We start from the raw sequence: 16,859 nt of genomic DNA, 5'->3' as shown, positions 1-16,859 counted from the left end.
GCGCCGTGACCGAGACCGCGCGGGGCAGCGGGCGCGGCCCGGGCCGCCGGCCGGGGCCGACCGAGACCCGCGAGGCGATCCTCGCGGCGGCCCGCGAGCTGTTCGCCGCGAAGGGGTACGACGGCGCCTCGCTGCGCGCCATCGCCCGTACCGCCGGGGTCGATCCGGCCCTGGTGCACCACTTCTTCGGCAACAAGGAGGGCGTGTTCGTCGCGGCGATGCGCTTCCCGGTGGACCCGTCCGAGCTGGTGCCCAAGATCATGGCGACGCCGCGGGACCGGCTGGGGGAGACGATGGTCCGGGTCTTCCTGAGCGTCTGGGAGGACGCGGACCGGCGCGCGCCCATCCTCGCGATGCTGCGTTCGGCGATGACGAACGAGCAGGCCGCCACGATGATGCGCCAGTTCGTGACGTCGGCGCTGTTCGGCCGCGCGGCCGAGACGCACGGGATCCCGATGCTGCGGCTCAACGCCGCCGCCGGCCAGATGGTCGGCGTCATGATCTTCCGGTACGTGCTGAGGGTCGAGCCGATCGCCTCCGCGTCGTCCGAGGAGCTGGTCGAGCTGCTGTCGCCGGCCGTCCAGCACTACCTGGGCTGATCCACTCCGCCTGAGGGCGTCCGGCCGCCGGCCGGGCGCCCTTTCCGCATGCCCGGGAAGTCGCCGCGGGCCCTTGACCCCGGCCCCCCGCCGACCTAAATTCAACACATGATGAGTTCTACTGGATCCGGCCGCGCCGGCCCGGACCCGGCGGTCGCGGTCCGCGACCTCCGGGTCGAGCGCGGCGGCCGTCCCGTCCTGCACGGGCTGGACTTCGCGGTGCCGCGCGGTTCGGTCGTCGGCCTGCTGGGGCCGAGCGGCTGCGGCAAGACCACGCTGATGCGGTGCGTGGTGGGCGTGCAGATCGTCAAGGGCGGCGAGGTGACCGTGCTGGGGGAGCCGGCCGGCTCGGCGGGGCTGCGCCGCCGCGTCGGGTACGCCACCCAGTCGCCCGCCCTGTACGCGGACCTCACCGTCCGCGAGAACACGCGCTACTTCGCCGCCGTGCTCGGCGCGCCCCGCTCCGACGCCGACCGGGTGATCGGCGAGGTCGGCCTCGGCCGCGCCCGCGACCAGCTCGTCGGCACGCTGTCCGGCGGCCAGTTCAGCCGCGCCAACCTCGCCGCCGCCCTCCTCGGCGCGCCCGAGCTGCTCGTCCTGGACGAGCCCACCGTGGGCCTGGACCCGGTGCTGCGCCAGGAGCTGTGGGAGCTGTTCCGGGAGCTGGCCGACCGGGGCACCACGCTGCTGGTGTCCAGCCACGTCATGGACGAGGCGGGCCGCACCGACCGGCTGCTGCTGATGCGCGAGGGCCGGATCCTCGCCGACGGCTCGCCCGAGGCGCTGCGCGCCCGTACCGGCGAGCGCGACCTGGAGGCGGCCTTCCTGCACCTGATCGCCGAGACCGCCGGGAGCCCGGCATGAGCCGCTCGATCCCCCTCTCCATCTCGCCCTCCATCACCCTTGCCACGACCCGCCGCATCCTCCGCCAGCTGCGCCACGACCACCGCACCATCGGGCTCATGGTCGGGGTGCCGACGCTGCTGATGATCCTGCTGCGGTACGTCTTCGACGGGCCCGGCGCGTTCGACCGGATCGGGCCGATGCTGCTCGGGCTGTTCCCGTTCGTGATCATGTTCGTGGTCACCAGCGTCGGGACCCTGCGCGAGCGCACCAGCGGCACGCTGGAACGCCTGATGACGCTGCCGATGGGCAAGCTCGACCTGCTGCTCGGCTACGCGCTCGCGTTCGGCCTGCTCGCGCTCGTCCAGGTCGGGGTGGCGCTCGGCGTCTCCCTCACCTGGCTGGACCTCGACCTGACCGGCTCGGTCTGGTCGCTGCTGCTGGTGGCGCTCCTGAACGCGCTGCTCGGCGTGGCGCTCGGGCTGCTGGCCAGCGCGTTCGCCCGGACCGAGTTCCAGGCGGTGCAGTTCATGCCCGCGTTCGTGCTGCCCCAGCTGCTGCTGTGCGGGCTGCTCGTGCCGCGCGAGAAGATGGCCGGCTGGCTGGAGGCGATCTCGAACGTGCTGCCGCTGTCGTACGCGATGGACGCGATGCGGCGGGTGACCGCCGAGGCGGAGTTCGGCGGCGCGCTCGCCCGGGACGTCGCGGTCATCGCCGGCTGCGTGCTGCTCTCGCTGCTGCTGGGGGCCGCCACGCTGCGCCGCCGCACCGGCTGAGTCGTGACCGTCCCCTTGCTGATGACTGGCCGAATAACGGCGGGGTCCGCGGTTTCCGGCTGATAATGTCGCGCGGCATGAGTCCCCATGAGCCGCAGGGTCCCCACGAGGCCAGCGCCGCGCCGGGCGCGGGCGGCCCGGGAGCCGGAACCGCCGACGCCGGCCGGAAGCCGCAGGGCCTCTTCGCCTCCGGCCCGGACGGCCCGGACGCGCTCTTCGGGGACGGCGGGCCCGGTGGCCCCGGCGGCCCGGACGGGCCCGGCGGCGCGCGGCCGCGCAAGCGGCGGTGGCCGCGGGTCCTGGCCGCGGTGGGCGTGTTCCTGCTGCTCATCGTGGTGGGCACGGCGGGCCTGCTGTGGCAGCGCCAGTCGTCGTACAACGGCAACATCGACCGGCTGCCCAGCGCGATGCCGACCGGCAAGCGGCCCGGCCCCAACAGCTCCGGCACCCAGAACTGGCTGCTGGTCGGCTCCGACACCCGTGCCGAGGTCGGCACCACCGGCGAGGGCGCGCGGGTCTGGAAGCCGGGCGGCCAGCGGTCCGACACGATCATGCTGCTGCACCTGCCGGCCGACCGCAGCAAGGCGTACGTGGTCTCGTTCCCCCGGGACTCCTGGGTGCAGATCCCCGGGTACGGGCCGCAGAAGATCAACGCGGCGTTCTCGTTCGGCGGCCCGCCGCTGCTGATCGAGACGGTGGAGAACCTGACCGGCATCCGGATCGACCACTTCGGGGCGATCGACTTCAACGGCTTCAAGTCGATGACCGACGCGCTCGGCGGCGTCGAGGTCAACATCGACAAGAGCGTGTACGACACCGCCAACAAGGTGCGCTGGGAGGCCGGCCGGCAGAAGCTGGACGGCGAGAAGGCGCTGCTGTTCGTCCGGCAGCGCTACAACCTGCCGAACGGCGACTTCGACCGGATCAAGCGCCAGCAGGCGTTCCTGCGCGCGCTGGCGCAGAAGGCCGCCGACGGCGGCACCGTCAGCAACCCGCTGAAGCTGGACCGGTTCCTGTCGGCGTTCACCAAGTCGATCAGCGTGGACGACTCGGTCAGCGCCGGCAAGCTGCGCTCGCTCGCGCTCAGCCTGCGCGGCGTGCGGCCCGGGGACGTGCAGTTCCTGACCACGCCCAACCGGGGCAGCGCCCAGCGCGGGCGGCAGAGCGTGGTGCTGCTCGACAAGGCGAAGTCGGCGGCGCTGTTCGAGGCCGTGAAGACCGCCGAGGTCGACAAGTACGTCCAGCAGTACGGCGGCACGAACAAGGTCGGCACCGTTTCCTAATCTCCGGGGCATAACCTGAAGAAGCGGGACGGAGCCGTCCCGTACGGAGAAGGGGATGGAAGTGCTTCGTCAGGCCCTGCTGGCCGCCTCGCGCAGCGGCGGCGCACGCAAGCTCATGGAGACCGCCCCCCTGACCCGCGACGTCGTCCGCCGCTTCATCGCGGGCGAGACGATCGACGACGCGATGCGGGTCACCGGCGACCTCGCCGCCGAGGGGCTGCTGGTCAGCCTGGACGTGCTCGGCGAGGACGTCCAGGACGCCGGGCAGGCGGGCGCGACCGTCAAGCACTACGTCGAGCTGCTGGAGCGCATCGCGGAGTCCGGCCTCGGCCCGCGGGCGGAGGTGTCGCTGAAGCTCACCGCGATCGGCCAGGCGCTCGACGAGGACCTCACGCTGGAGAACGCCCGCCGCGTCTGCACGGCCGCGCGCTCGGCGAGCACCACGGTCACGATCGACATGGAGGAGCACGAGCGGGTCGACTCGACGCTGCGGATCCTGCACGAGCTGCGCCGCGACTTCCCCGACACGGGCGCGGTCGTCCAGGCGTACCTGCGGCGCGCCGAGGAGCACTGCGCCGAGCTGGCGTACGAGGGATCGCGCGTGCGGCTGTGCAAGGGCGCGTACGCGGCGCCGGAGTCGGTGGCGTTCACCGGCCGCACCGACATCGACAAGTCGTACGTGCGGTGCATGAAGGTCCTGATGGCAGGCAAGGGCTACCCGATGCTCGCCACGCACGATCCGCGCCTGGTCGACATCGCGGGCGCGCTCGCGGTGCTCAACGACCGCGGCACCGACAGCTTCGAGTACCAGATGCTGTACGGCATCCGCCCCCAGGAGCAGCGGCGGCTGGCCGCGCAGGGGGCGCGGATGCGGGTGTACGTCGCGTACGGCGACGAGTGGTACGGCTACTTCATGCGCCGCATGGCCGAACGCCCCCGCAACCTCGGCTTCTTCATGCGCTCGGTGGCCACCAAGTCCTGACGGCGGGCCCTGCCGCTAGGCTGGCGGCGTCGATGGATCCCCACGTCAAGGTGTACGAATGATCGCGATTCTGGGCGCCGGCAAGATGGGCGAGGCGCTGCTGTCCGGCGTGCTGCGGGCCGGGCGCCACCCGTCGGAGCTGAAGGCCACCGTGCGCCGCGAGGAGCACGGGACGCTGCTGCGCGAGCGGTACGGCATCGAGATCGTCCGCAACGAGGAGGCCGCGGCGACCGCGGACACGCTGATCCTGGCGGTCAAGCCGCAGGACATGGGCGTGCTGCTGGCCGAGGTCGGGCAGCGGGTGCGGCCGGGGACGCTGGTCGTCTCGATGGCGGCGGGGATCACCACGGGCTTCGTCGAGGAGCGGCTGCCGGACGGCGTCCCGGTCGTGCGGGTCATGTCGAACACGCCGGTGCACGTGGACGAGGCGATGAGCGTGATCTCGGCGGGCTCGCACGCCGGCGAGGAGCATCTGAAGCTGGCCGAGGAGCTGCTGTCGCCGGTCGGGAAGGTGCTGCGGCTGCCGGAGTCGCTCCAGGACGGCGCGACGGCGCTGTCGGGCAGCGGCCCGGCGTACTTCTACTACCTGGTCGAGGCGATGGTCGACGCGGGCATCCTGCTGGGGATGCCGCGGGCGGCCGCGCTGGAGATGGTGGTCCAGTCGGCGGTGGGCGCGGCGGTGATGCTGCGCGACTCGGGCGAGCACCCGGTGATGCTGCGCGAGGCGGTCACCTCGCCCGGCGGGACGACGATCGCGGCGATCCGCGAGCTGGAGCGGCACGGCGTGCGCGCCGCCGTGCTGGAGGCGATCGAGGCGGCCCGCAACCGGGGCCGGGAGTTGGCCGGCGGCTGATCCGCGGGTGGTACGGTCGCCCAAATGATCACGACTGAGAACGGTTGATCCGAATCGTGCGTTATGACCGTGATGTAGGTATGGGACTCCTGCTCCGCGTGCTCGTGTTCGCCGGCCTGGCCGCCGACGCCTACATCCACTGGACCTTCGCGCCCGACATGGCCTTCGTGGGCGAGGGCGGCGCCGTCACCGGCGACGTGCTGTTCCGCGCCCAGGCCGTCGTGGCGGCGCTGGCCGGGCTGCTCGTGCTGGCGTGGGCGCGCCGGTGGACGTACGCGATCGCGTTCCTGGTCGCGGCCAGCGCGTTCGGCGCCGTGATCCTCTACTACATGGTCGATCTCGGGACGCTCGGCCCGATCCCCGACATGTACGACCCCGCCTGGTACGCCGAGAAGACGATCAGCTCGATCGGCGAGGCCGTCGCGGCCCTCGCCGCCGTGGCCGGCATGCTCACGGCGGGCCGCGGGCGCACGGACGGCACCCCGTCCGAGGAAGGGCCCGTACAGCGGCAGCGCACCTGAGAGCGGGCGCCGGGTTGGCGAGGCAGCTCCGCACGGCCACGGCTCAGGGCCAGGCGACCGTGCGGAGATGCCTCAAGTCCGCGGGCCGGAAGGACTCAGGCCGCCTCGGTGCCGGCGGGATCGGCGGCCACCGCGGAACGGATGAAGCGGCTCGTCTCGCGCATCGCGGCATCGGCCTCCGGCAGGACGCGGTTCAGGATCTGGAAGACGTGCATCTGGCCCTTCCATACCTGTAGTTCGCAGTCCGCGCCCGCGTCGTTCAGGGCCCGGGCCAGTTCCTCGGCCTCCGGGCGCAGCACCTCGGCCCCGCCGACCTGGATGAGGAACGGGGGCGTGTCCGTCCAGGGGCAGGCGAGCAGGGCCAGCCGCGGGTCGTCGAATCCGGCCGGCCCCACTACGAGGCGGGCGACCCGGCGCGCCGAGCGGGCGCTGATGTACGGGTCGCGGGCGCGCCGCTGCGCCTGGATGGAGAGTTCGCAGGTCAGATCGACCCAGGGGGAGAACAGCACGGTCCCGGCCGGGCGGGGCAGGCCGGTCCGGCAGATCTCGGCGGTCAGCGATGCCGCCAGGTGGCCGCCCGCCGAGTCGCCCGCGATCACGATGCCGGCGGCCGGGACGCCGCGGTCCAGCAGCCAGCGGTAGGCGTCCAGGGCGTCCTCCAGCGGCGCCGGGAAGCAGTGCTCGGGCGCCAGCCGGTAGCGGGGCGCGAAGACCGGCAGGCCCGTGTCCAGCGCCAGCCGCGCGGTGATCGAGCGGTGCGTGCGGGGCGAGCAGAACACGTACCCGCCGCCGTGCAGGTAGAGCACGGCGCCGCGCGGCCCGGCGGACGCGGCGCTCCCGCCACTCCCGGCGTTCTCGGCGTTCCCGCCGTCCTCGGCGTCGCGCGTCACGATCCACTCGCCGCGGACGGAGCGCCGCCTGCGGCCCGACTCGACCCGCGGGTCGATCACCTGCCGGACCTTGACCCGCTGGTTCGGGCGCAGCAGCAGCGAGGCCGCGTCGACCGTGGAGCGCGCCGTGCGGATGCCGCGCGCGTGCCCCGGCACGCGGTGGACGAACGGCCGCATCCCCATCCGGATCGCTCCCGCGACCATCCGGCTCCGGACGCTCGGCATCCCGTCGAACGCGGCGTCGTAGCCGGTTTCATGGCCGGTTCCAGGGCCGGCTCCGTGGCCGGTTCCGTGGCCGCCGCCGGCCGGATCCGGTTCCGCGCTCCTCGGCAGGGGCATGACCACTTCCGCCGAGCGGGCGACCGGGTGATGCGCTTCCATCGACCCCCCTGTGTTCCGAGGCTCGCAATGTTTCGTGCGTATTTCATGGATGCCCGTTTTTTGCCGGTAGTTCACCTGACAACTTCGTAACGGGGCGGTTCGGCGGACGGCACGGGGCTCCGGCCGGGTCCGGCCGGTATGTCCGCGTATCAGATGATGTGATCCAGGACACGGCCACCACCTGGGCGGGGACGGTAGCGTGAGCCCCATGAGCAGTCCCCCATCGCCCGCGTCGTTCGAGGACTGCGGGCTGCAGATCCTGTGGGACGACCGGCTCATCTCCTACGATTTCGGCCCCGGCCACCCCATGAACCCGGTACGGGTCGAGCTGACCATGGCCCTGGCCCGCGAGTACGGCCTCCTGGAGCGCCCCAACGTCCGGGTCGAGAAGTTCGAGGCGGCCGGCGACGGCCTGCTCGGGCTGGTGCACGGCGAGGCGTACATCGCGGCCGTGAAGCACGCCGGGGCGACGGGCCTGCCGGAGCAGCGGTACGGCCTCGGCAACACCGACAACCCGGTCTTCCTGGGCATGCACGACGCGTCCGCGCTGGTGGCGGGGGCCTCGGTGGCCGGCGCCCGGGCGGTCTGGACGGGCGAGGCCGAGCACGCCGCCAACATCTCCGGCGGCCTGCACCACGCGCTCCGCGACGCGGCCAGCGGCTTCTGCGTCTACAACGACCCGGCCGTCGCGATCGCCTGGCTCCTGGAGAACGGCGCCGAGCGCGTCGCGTACGTCGACATCGACGTCCACCACGGCGACGGCGTCCAGGCGGCCTTCTACGACGACCCGCGGGTGCTGACGGTCAGCCTGCACGAGACACCGCGCACGCTGTTCCCGGGGACCGGCTTCCCCAACGAGACCGGCGGGCCCGGCGCCGAGGGCACCGCCGTGAACGTGGCGCTGCCGCCCGGCACCGGCGACGCGGCCTGGCTGCGCGCGTTCGACGCGGTGGTGCCGCGGGTGCTGGAGGCGTTCCGGCCGCAGGTGCTGGTCAGCCAGCACGGCTGCGACGCGCACGCCCTCGACCCGCTCGCGCACCTGATCCTGACCCTGGACGGCCAGCGCACCGCCTACTCCTGGCTGCACCGCCTCGCGCACCGCCACGCGGGCGGGAAGTGGCTGGTCACCGGCGGGGGCGGCTACGAGCTCGTCCAGGTGGTCCCGCGGGCCTGGACGCACCTGCTGGCCGAGGCGGCGGGCGCCCCGATCGACCCGGAGACACCGTGCCCGGAGGAGTGGCGCGAGTTCGTACGGCGGCGGACCGAGGAGATCGCACCGCGCCGGATGACCGATGGCAGGAGCGTGGTGGAGGTCATGACGTGGGAGAGCGGCTTCGACCCGGACAACCCGGTCGACCAGGCGGTGCTGGCGACCCGGCGGGCGGTGTTCCCGGAGCACGGCCTCGACCCGATGATGGACCTCTGATGGCGCCGGACGCCGCGGCGGCGGTCCCCACCCGCGAGGAGCTGCGCGAGCAGCTGGTCCGCACGATGATCGCCGGCGACGTGGCCACGCCCCGCCAGAACAACCTCCTGCACTACAGGCGGATGGCGGCGCGGAACCCGTACTACCAGTTCGGCCTGGACCTCAAGCCCTCCTGGACGGAGCGCGAGGTGCTGTCGATGATGGTCGAGCGCTGCGGCGTCGACCCCGACCCGATGCACCTGTACGGCGACGACACCATCGACCCCGACATCACCATCGACATGCTGGAGGCGATGGGCGACCGCATCGGCCGCGCGGCGCGCGCGCGGGAGAAGGTCGTGCTCGCCACCGGGCATCCGGCCACGCTGACCCCCGTCTACCAGGCGGTCGCCGCCGCGCTGCGCGCCGCGGGCTGCCCGATCCTCACCCCGGCGGCGGGCTGGGCGTACGAGGTCGACACCGGCTACCACGACACCGAGCGGCGGTGGATCGTGTACGCGCCCGAGGGCGTGGCGATGCTGGAGGGGGAGGAGGGGCGCACGCACCACACCCACGACCCCTTCCCGATGGAGGCGATGCTCCGCGAGCTCGCAGCCGAATCAACAGATTGGCCGGATCTGGCCATCGCGGACCACGGCTGGGCCGGGGCGGCCGGCCAGGCCGGGATCGACACCGTCGGATTCGCGGACTGTAACGACCCCGCCCTGTTCGCGGGCGCCGCGGAGGGCAAGATCGACGTGGTGGTCCCGCTGGACGACGGGATATCGCCGCACCACTACGGACCGATGACGGCCTACCTGCTCAGCCGGGCCGGTCTCGGCTGAGCGCAGAGGTTTGTCCCGGTCTGTCACTGAATGTTATGGAACGTCCGTACCGTGGCCGCCGTGTGCTCGCGAAGCCCCTGGCGACGCCTGAGTCGCAGGTCATCGCCTGATCTGGGTTGACAACCGGTCGTCGCGCTACGCCACGTACCGTCAAGCCCCACGCTGCGTGCCCGTACGGCGGGTTCCCGTCGAAAGCACACTGTGGCCCTTCAGACAGGTCGGGATACGCAAATGGGTGGAACTCCCCTCTTGCGACTACCGATACACGATTTACGCTGGGGGAAGTACACGTGCGTGATCAAAGTCACCCAAAGGGCCGGTGCGCGGCACGTGTGGAAGAGGGCGTCCGATGAGCTCAGGCGAGCGACCTCTGAGTGAGGTCAGGTTCCTGACCGTGGCCGAAGTGGCGGCGGTGATGCGGGTGTCCAAGATGACCGTCTATCGCCTCGTCCACTCAGGCGAACTGCCCGCGATCCGCGTGGGCCGTTCGTTCCGGGTACCCGAGCAGGCCGTTCACGACTATCTGCGCGAAGCGTTCATCGAAGCCGGATAACGGGGTACTGCGGGGCCATGACCCATGACCTCGCCGCGACACTCGGCGTCCGGCCGTGCAGGGGGCGTCCGCGCGGAGCACGCGATCCGCGCGGGGAGCTGGGGAACGAGAGAGGACGAGGACCGGTCGGCGGCCGTCTTGCGGCCGTTCGCGGTGTCCGGGGAGCCGGGGGCATCTCCGATGTCCGCGGCACCCTGGGCACCGGAAAGGGCGCCGTCCGGGAGGCGGCGCGCGCCTTAGCGGCGGCCGGGGGCCTGACCGCGACCAATGCAGCGGTACGCTGGGGCCCCGGCCCGTGCGCGTTCATGAAGAGCCGCACGGCCGACTCCTGTCGACACCCGATACGCCGAGCGAGGTCCCGTGGGCTCTGTCATCAAAAAGCGCCGCAAGCGGATGGCCAAGAAGAAGCACCGCAAGCTGCTGAAGAAGACGCGCATCCAGCGGCGCAACAAGAAGTAAACACACCGGCCACTCAGCCGTAAGGGGTGGGGCGCACAGTGTCTTCCATGCCCTCCGCTGCGGCCCGTGTCGTCCTCGTCACGGGCGTGTCCCGTTTCCTGGGGGCCCGGGTCGCCAACACCCTGCAGGCCGACCCGGGCATCGAACGGGTCATCGGCGTGGACACGGTCCCACCCACGACGCCGCTCGGCCGCACCGAGTTCGTGCGCGTCGACATCCGCACGCCGAGCATCGCGAAGGTCATCTCCTCCGCCGAGGTCGACACGGTCGTCCACCTGAACCTGGTGACGTCGCCGTCGGTACCGCGGTCGAAGGTGAAGGAATTCAACGTCATCGGCACCATGCAGCTTCTCGCTGCCTGCCAGCGGTCGCCGGACACGCGCAAGCTCGTCGTGCGCTCCTCGGCCGCCGTGTACGGGTCCTCGCCGATGGACCCGGCGGTGTTCGGGGAGGACGACGAGCCCGTCGAGCCGCCCACGTCCGGGTACGCCAAGGACGCGTGCGAGGTCGAGGGCTTCGTCCGCGGGCTGTGCCGGCGCCGCTCCGACCTGACGGTCTCGGTGCTGCGGTTCGCCAACTTCCTGGGGCCGGGGGTCGACTCCCCGCTGACCCGCTACCTGCGGATGCCCGTCGTCCCGACGGTGCTGGGGTTCGACCCCCGGCTGCAGTTCGTCCATGAGGACGACGGGGTCGAGGTGCTGCGCCGGATGACGGTCGAGGACCACCCCGGCACGTTCAACGTCGCGGGCGACGGCGTCCTGCTGCTCTCGCAGGCGCTGCGCCGGGCGGGCCGCTCGTACGTCCCGCTGCCGTCCCCCTCCATCTCCGTCGCCGGAGACATGGGCCGCCGTTTCGCGGGTATGTCGGGCTTCTCGCCGGAACTGCTGCGCTGGCTGACGTACGGCCGCGTGCTGGACACCGGCCGGCTCGTCGGGGAGCTGTCCTGGCGGCCCAAGTACACGACGGAGGCGGCGTTCGCGGACTTCCTCTCGGCCCAGGTGCCGGACCGCGGAGTCCCCCTCCGGATCATCGAACGGCTGATCGGTCGGAGGGGCACATGATGAACGCGCGGGAGGAGTACGACGAGGGCGCGCGCGTCATCCCCCTGAAGACGGCGCGGCCCGCCCCCGAGCCGTCCGGGTTCGAACGCAGGCTGGCGTCCGGCCTGGCGTTCCTGCGGCGCCGCATCGCGGGCGAGTACGAGGTCGACGAGTTCGGCTTCGACACCGAGTTCAACGACTCGGTCCTGCTGCCGCTGGCCCGCGCGTTCTACGAGCACTGGTTCCGCGTCGAGCTGTCCGGCCTGGAGAACATCCCCGCCGAGGGCGGCGCCCTGATCGTCGCGAACCACTCCGGCACCCTCCCGCTCGACGGCATCATGCTGACGGTCGCCACGCACGACCACGCGCACCGCGACCTGCGCCTCCTCGGCGCCGACCTGATCTATCAGGTCCCGCTGCTGGGCCACCTGTCCCGCAAGGCCGGCCACACCCTCGCCTGCCACGCCGACGCCGGCCGCCTCCTCGACAAGGGCGAGCTCGTCGGCGTCTTCCCGGAGGGCTTCAAGGGCGTCGGGAAGCCGTTCAGCGAGCGGTACCGCCTCCAGCGCTTCGGCCGCGGCGGCTTCGTCGGCACCGCGCTGCGCTCCAACGTCCCGATCATCCCGTGCGCCATCGTCGGCGCCGAGGAGATCTACCCCAAGATCGCCGACCTGCGCCCCCTCGCCCGGCTGCTGGGCCTCCCGTACTTCCCCGTCACCCCCACCTGGCCCCTGCTCGGCCCGGCCGGCCTGCTGCCGCTGCCGTCCAAGTGGATGATCCAGTTCGGTGAGCCGATGCCGCTGGAGGAGTACGACGCCGCCTCCGCCGAAGACCCCATGACCGTCTTCGACATCACCGACCACGTCCGCGAGACCGTCCAGCAGATGCTGTACGACACCCTCCTCCGCCGCGGCCCCGCCTTCTTCTGAGCCGCGCCGCCGGGGAATCGCGCTTGCCGTGATCGCCCGGATTCCGGAAGTGTGTTCCCCATGGAGCCGCTGGCCGAGAGCGATCCCGACGCGATCGGCTCGTACCGGCTGGTCGCCAGGCTGGGCGCGGGCGGCATGGGGCGGGTCTACCTGGCCCGCTCGCTCAGCGGCCGGCTGCTCGCGCTCAAGACGATCCTGTCCGTACGGGCCGACGATCCCCGGTTCCGCGCCCGGTTCCGCCGGGAGGTGGAGGCGGCCAAGGCGGTGAGCGGCTTGTTCACCGCTCCGGTGGTGGCCGCCGATCCGGACGCCGAGCCGCCGTGGCTGGCCACCGCCTACGTGCCCGGCCCGAGCCTGTCCGCCGCGGTGCGGCGGCACGGGCCGTTGCCGGTGGAGGCGTCGCTCGCCCTCGCCGCCGGCCTGGCCGAGGCCCTGCTGGCGGTGCACGCCGCCGGGCTGGTGCACCGCGACCTCAAGCCCTCGAACGTGCTGCTGGCCGCCGACGGTCCCCGCGTCATCGACTTCGGCATTGTGCACACCCTGGAGCACAGCCGGATTACGGCGGGCATCGTCGGCACGCCGGGCTACATGTCGCCCGAGCAGGCCGCCGACGGGGACGGTGAGCCGCTGGGGCCGGTGAGCGACGTGTTCTCCCTGGGGGCCACCCTCTACTTCGCCGCGACCGGACGCCCTCCGTTCGGCACCGGCAGCCCGGCCGTGGTGCTGTACCGCGTCGTCCACGACACCCCCGACATGGGCCCCGTACCGCCCCGGCTGCGCGACCTGGTCTCCCGCTGCATGGCCAAGGACCCCGGCGAGCGCCCGTCACCGCGGGAGATCCTGGCGCTGGTCGGCCCCGCGCTGCCCGGCGGGCACGGCTGGCTCGGCGCACCGCACGACACGATGATCGAGGAGTACGCCCCGGAACCATCGCCGTCCCCACCCGCCGCTGAAACGCGTCCCGCGCCCGCGCCATCGGACGATCCGCCCCGGTCGCCCCCGATCCCGCAGCAGCGTCGGCGGCCGCCTCCGCCGGTGCCACCCGGCCGGTGGGCCCGCGCGGTCAGGACGGCCGTCCTCTCCCTGCTCGCCCTGGGCCTGATCACGACCTTCGCCGTCCAGTGCGTGCCGCGGTCCGGCGACGAGAACGGCCGCCCGGGGAACGCGCGCGCCCCCGCCGGTTTCCGGCCCTGGTCCGCCGAGGTCGGGGTGACCAGGCCGCTGGTGGCCAACGGGCTCGTCTACGGCCGCGACACCGCCTACGACGCGCTGACCGGCCGGGTGCGCTGGAGGTACGGCGGTGAGGTGCTGGGGGTGGTCGGCTCGACGCTGCTGCTCTACCGCGACGGAGCCGTTCACGCCGGCGACGCGGTCACCGGCGCGCAACGCTGGCAGAAGGCGGACGACCGCTGGTCATGCCCGCCCGACCGGCTCGCGGGTGGATCGATCATCGCCGCCTACGGGTACGGCAAGGGCGACACCCAGCAGGAGGAACGGCTGCGCGGGATCGACCCGGCGTCCGGACGCACGCTCTGGTCGCGTTCCGTGGACGGGGACGGCTGCCCGACCGTGACGGGCGGCCGGGCGTACGTGCAGACCTCCAGGCGGCTGACCAGCGTCGACGGCGAGTCGGGGCGCGTCTGGACGGAGTCCGTCCGCTCGGACCGGTCCCTGCGCCTTCTGGCGGCCGACGACACCACCGCCTTCGTCCTCGACGAACCGTTGACCGACGTCCAGCAGAGCTCGCGCCACATTCGCGCATTCGCCGCCGGCACCGGCGAGCAGCGCTGGTCGGTGCCCCTGGACGGCCTGGTCGGGATCGTGACCTTCACCTCCTCGGCCCTGCTCGTCACCCACAAGGCGAGCACCCTGGCCCTGGCCAAGAAGGACGGGGCCCGGCTCTGGCAAGGGTCGTGGACCGTCGGCGGGACCTGGACCGTCGGCGGGCGGCTGCCGTTCCCGACGGGCGACATCGCGCTCACCGAGAACAAGCTGATCGGCGTCGAGGCCCACGACCTCGCCGCCAGGAGGCCGCTGTGGGATTGGGAACGCGAGCCCCGCCCGAAGGTCCTGGCCGCCGACCGCCACGTGGTGGCCATCAGATCGTCGGAGTCCAACTTCCTGAACCTGCTGGAGGACGACTACCTGACCGTCCTCGATCTGCGGACCGGCAGGCAGATCTGGCGCAGGGAGACCGCCGTCGATCACGCCGTGCTGGCGGCCGGCGTCCTCTACACCGTCCGGGAGGGACGGCTCACCGCGATCGAGGCCGCGACCGGCGCCGGCTCCTGACCGCACCCCGGGCAAGATCGGTTAGCGTTGCCGCCATGACCTCGACGACGTTCAAGATCGGCGGAGACCTCTCCGTACGGCGGCTCGGCTTCGGCGCCATGCACCTGCCCGCCGAACCCGCGCCCGCCCGCGAGAACGCCGTCGCGATCGCCCGCCGCGCCGTCGAACTGGGCGTCACGCTGATCGACACCGCCTACATGTACGGCTGGGGCGCCAACGAGGAGATCCTCGCCGAGGCCCTGCACCCGTACCCGGACGACCTCCTGGTCACCACCAAGGTCGGCATCGACAACCCCGGCGGCGAGTGGGCGCAGAACGCCCGCCCGGCCGCGCTGCGCACCCAGGTCGACAGCGCCCTCCGCCGCCTCCGCGTGGACCGCATCGGCCTGGTCCAGCTCCACCGCATCGACCCGGCCGTTCCCCTCGCCGACCAACTCGGGGCCCTCGGCGAGATCCAGGCCGCAGGCAAGATCGGCCACATCGGCCTGTCCGAGATCACCGTCGATGAACTCGCCCGCGCCCGCGAGATCATCGACGTCGCCAGCGTCCAGAACCGCTACAACCTCCTGGACCGCGAACACGAGCCCGTACTGAAGGCCTGCGAGGACGCGGGCATCGCGTTCCTCCCCTGGCGCCCCGTTGCCTGGGGCAAGTCAGGCGAACAGTCCGAGATCGCCACCATGGCGTCCGAACTGGACGCCACCCCCACCCAGCTCGTGCTCGCCTGGCTCCTGGACCACTCCCCGGTGATGCTCCCGATCCCGGGCACCGCCAACCTGGCCCACCTAGAGGAAAACGTCGCCGCCGCCGGCCTGGAGCTCTCCCAGGACCACCGCGCACGTCTCGACGGTCTCGCCGAAAAGGCATAGGCGGGCGGGTGGCGCGAGGAACGACACATCCAGGCGGTGGCGCGGTCACCTTCGCGGGGCCCGGTTCGTCATGGCTGCGACGTCGTCTGTGAGGGGTCTGTGACCATGGATTCATCCGATTTTCTGGCCGTCCGGTTCGAGGAGCACCGTCCTCATCTCAAGGCGGTCGCGTACCGCATGCTCGGTTCGCTGGCCGAGGCCGACGACGCGATCCAGGAGGCCTGGCTGCGGCTGGCCCGGTCCGACGACCGGGAGATCGACAACCTCGGCGGGTGGCTGACCACCGTGGTCGGGCGGGTCTGCCTGGACATGCTCCGGGCGCGCAGGCGCCGGGGCGAGGAGTCTCTGGAGGAGCGGCTGCCCGATCCGGTCGTCAGCCGGGAGGGCCAGGGCGACCCCGAGCAGCAGGCGCTGATGGCCGACTCGGTCGGGCTGGCGCTGCTGGTGGTGCTGGAGTCGCTCACCCCGGCGGAACGGCTGGCGTTCGTGCTGCACGACATGTTCGGGCTGCCGTTCGAGGAGATCGCGCCGATCGTCGACCGCACGCCCGCGACGGCCAAGAAGCTGGCCAGCCGGGCGCGGCAGCGGGTCCGCGGCGCGAGCCCGCCGCCGGACCCGGACCCGGCGGGCCAGCGCCGGGTGGTGGACGCCTTCCTGACCGCCGCCCGCGGGGGCGACTTCGACGGACTGCTGGCCCTGCTCGACCCGGACGTCGTGCTGCGCGCGGACGGCGGCGTGCTCGCCGGCGGGCTGCGGGTCCTCCGCGGCGCCGAGGCCGTGGCCGGGCAGGCCGCCACGTTCCAGCGCATGGCCACCGCGGCCACCACGAGCCCCGCCCTGGTCAACGGCGTGGCCGGCCTGGTGAACACCATCGACGGGAAGCCGTTCTCGGTCATGAGCTTCACCGTCGCGGGCGGCCGCATCGCCGCCATCGACATCCTGGCCGACCCCGAGCGGCTGGCCCGGCTCGACCTCGGCTCCGCCGCGGACTGATCCCCTCTTCCGGCCCCCTTTCCGACGGCTCCGGCCACCGGAAAGGGGGCCGTCGCATGTTCTGGGCCGTACGCGCGAAAAAGATTCCGAAGAAATCCGCTCCGGCCGGTCACCTTCCCCCGATCGGGGTCGTCAGTGCAATGAACGAGCCGATCAGGCGGGCGCGAAAAAGCCCGCACACCGAAGGGACATTTCCATGAACGCGACTCTGGACGACGCCGGCACCTCCCGCTTCTCCGACCCGCAGCGGCTGGTGCCCGAGCTCGGTGATGCCGCCGCCGCGATGTTCAAGATCGTCGGGAACGGGGCGGTCGCGCGGAGCACGGTCGGGCTGGTGCATCTGCGG

16 protein-coding genes and 1 pseudogene are annotated in these 16,859 nt (G+C 72.5%); 16 read left to right on the top strand and 1 reads right to left on the bottom strand.

Going from position 1 to position 16,859, the window contains the following annotated elements:
* Positions 1 to 5: 5 nt before the first annotated feature.
* The 7 genes and pseudogenes from AB0881_RS21335 (at position 6) to AB0881_RS21305 (ending at position 5,857) form a co-directional block, all read left to right on the top strand.
* Positions 6 to 599 carry a TetR family transcriptional regulator gene (locus tag AB0881_RS21335; protein WP_366619062.1) on the top strand — a complete coding sequence of 198 codons (594 nt, stop codon included), beginning with the start codon at positions 6 to 8 and terminating at the stop codon, positions 597 to 599.
* Between the two features lie 111 nt (positions 600 to 710).
* A complete protein-coding gene (locus AB0881_RS21330) occupies positions 711 to 1,463 on the top strand; it encodes an ABC transporter ATP-binding protein (RefSeq protein ID WP_366619060.1) in 753 nt (250 codons plus the stop codon).
* Positions 1,460 to 2,218: an ABC transporter permease gene (locus AB0881_RS21325; protein ID WP_366619058.1), complete on the top strand. Its 759-nt coding sequence runs from the start codon at positions 1,460 to 1,462 to the stop codon at positions 2,216 to 2,218. The genes AB0881_RS21330 and AB0881_RS21325 overlap by 4 nt, the downstream gene beginning before the upstream one ends.
* A gap of 77 nt (positions 2,219 to 2,295) precedes the next feature.
* On the top strand, positions 2,296 to 3,501 hold the full coding sequence (locus AB0881_RS21320; protein ID WP_366619056.1) for an LCP family protein: 1,206 nt from the start codon (positions 2,296 to 2,298) through the stop codon (positions 3,499 to 3,501).
* Between the two features lie 61 nt (positions 3,502 to 3,562).
* Complete coding sequence (locus AB0881_RS21315; protein WP_366619205.1) at positions 3,563 to 4,483, top strand: proline dehydrogenase family protein; 921 nt, start codon at positions 3,563 to 3,565, stop codon at positions 4,481 to 4,483.
* A 49-nt stretch (positions 4,484 to 4,532) separates the two neighbouring features.
* Positions 4,533 to 5,336 (top strand): annotated as a pseudogene (gene proC, locus AB0881_RS21310) (pyrroline-5-carboxylate reductase); the annotation flags it as partial.
* Positions 5,337 to 5,416: 80 nt separating this feature from the next.
* Complete coding sequence (locus AB0881_RS21305) at positions 5,417 to 5,857, top strand: hypothetical protein (RefSeq protein WP_366619055.1); 441 nt, start codon at positions 5,417 to 5,419, stop codon at positions 5,855 to 5,857.
* Between the two features lie 95 nt (positions 5,858 to 5,952).
* Here AB0881_RS21305 and AB0881_RS21300 read toward each other — a convergent pair whose 3' ends face one another.
* A complete protein-coding gene (locus AB0881_RS21300) occupies positions 5,953 to 7,086 on the bottom strand; it encodes an alpha/beta hydrolase (protein ID WP_366619054.1) in 1,134 nt (377 codons plus the stop codon).
* A gap of 298 nt (positions 7,087 to 7,384) precedes the next feature.
* Here AB0881_RS21300 and AB0881_RS21295 point away from each other — a divergent pair, with 298 nt between their 5' ends.
* The 9 genes from AB0881_RS21295 to sigJ all read left to right on the top strand — a co-directional run bounded on the left by AB0881_RS21295 (position 7,385) and on the right by sigJ (position 16,513).
* A complete protein-coding gene (locus tag AB0881_RS21295) occupies positions 7,385 to 8,554 on the top strand; it encodes an acetoin utilization protein AcuC (RefSeq protein ID WP_366619204.1) in 1,170 nt (389 codons plus the stop codon).
* A complete protein-coding gene (locus tag AB0881_RS21290; RefSeq protein ID WP_366619052.1) occupies positions 8,554 to 9,378 on the top strand; it encodes a phosphatase in 825 nt (274 codons plus the stop codon). Before AB0881_RS21295 ends, AB0881_RS21290 begins: the two co-directional genes overlap by 1 nt.
* A 349-nt stretch (positions 9,379 to 9,727) precedes the next feature.
* Positions 9,728 to 9,931: a helix-turn-helix domain-containing protein gene (locus AB0881_RS21285; protein WP_030163775.1), complete on the top strand. Its 204-nt coding sequence runs from the start codon at positions 9,728 to 9,730 to the stop codon at positions 9,929 to 9,931.
* A gap of 360 nt (positions 9,932 to 10,291) precedes the next feature.
* A complete protein-coding gene (locus AB0881_RS21280; protein ID WP_018654693.1) occupies positions 10,292 to 10,390 on the top strand; it encodes an AURKAIP1/COX24 domain-containing protein in 99 nt (32 codons plus the stop codon).
* A gap of 47 nt (positions 10,391 to 10,437) precedes the next feature.
* Complete coding sequence (locus AB0881_RS21275; RefSeq protein WP_366619047.1) at positions 10,438 to 11,451, top strand: NAD-dependent epimerase/dehydratase family protein; 1,014 nt, start codon at positions 10,438 to 10,440, stop codon at positions 11,449 to 11,451.
* The gene (locus tag AB0881_RS21270; protein WP_366619046.1) at positions 11,448 to 12,359 is read left to right on the top strand and encodes a lysophospholipid acyltransferase family protein; all 912 of its coding nucleotides are present in this window, start codon (positions 11,448 to 11,450) and stop codon (positions 12,357 to 12,359) included. Before AB0881_RS21275 ends, AB0881_RS21270 begins: the two co-directional genes overlap by 4 nt.
* Before the next feature lie 60 nt (positions 12,360 to 12,419).
* On the top strand, positions 12,420 to 14,651 hold the full coding sequence (locus AB0881_RS21265) for a PQQ-binding-like beta-propeller repeat protein (protein ID WP_366619044.1): 2,232 nt from the start codon (positions 12,420 to 12,422) through the stop codon (positions 14,649 to 14,651).
* 35 nt (positions 14,652 to 14,686) lie between these two features.
* On the top strand, positions 14,687 to 15,520 hold the full coding sequence (locus AB0881_RS21260; protein ID WP_366619042.1) for an aldo/keto reductase: 834 nt from the start codon (positions 14,687 to 14,689) through the stop codon (positions 15,518 to 15,520).
* Positions 15,521 to 15,625: 105 nt separating this feature from the next.
* Entirely contained in the window at positions 15,626 to 16,513 is an 888-nt protein-coding gene (gene sigJ / locus AB0881_RS21255) for an RNA polymerase sigma factor SigJ (RefSeq protein WP_366619040.1), read from the top strand.
* Positions 16,514 to 16,859 lie beyond the last annotated feature (346 nt).

The organism is Spirillospora sp. NPDC029432 (assembly GCF_040703975.1).
Classification (GTDB): Bacteria; Actinomycetota; Actinomycetes; order Streptosporangiales; family Streptosporangiaceae; genus Spirillospora.
Note: the sequence above shows the minus strand (reverse complement) of the source record. Positions and strands in the feature narration are given on the sequence as shown.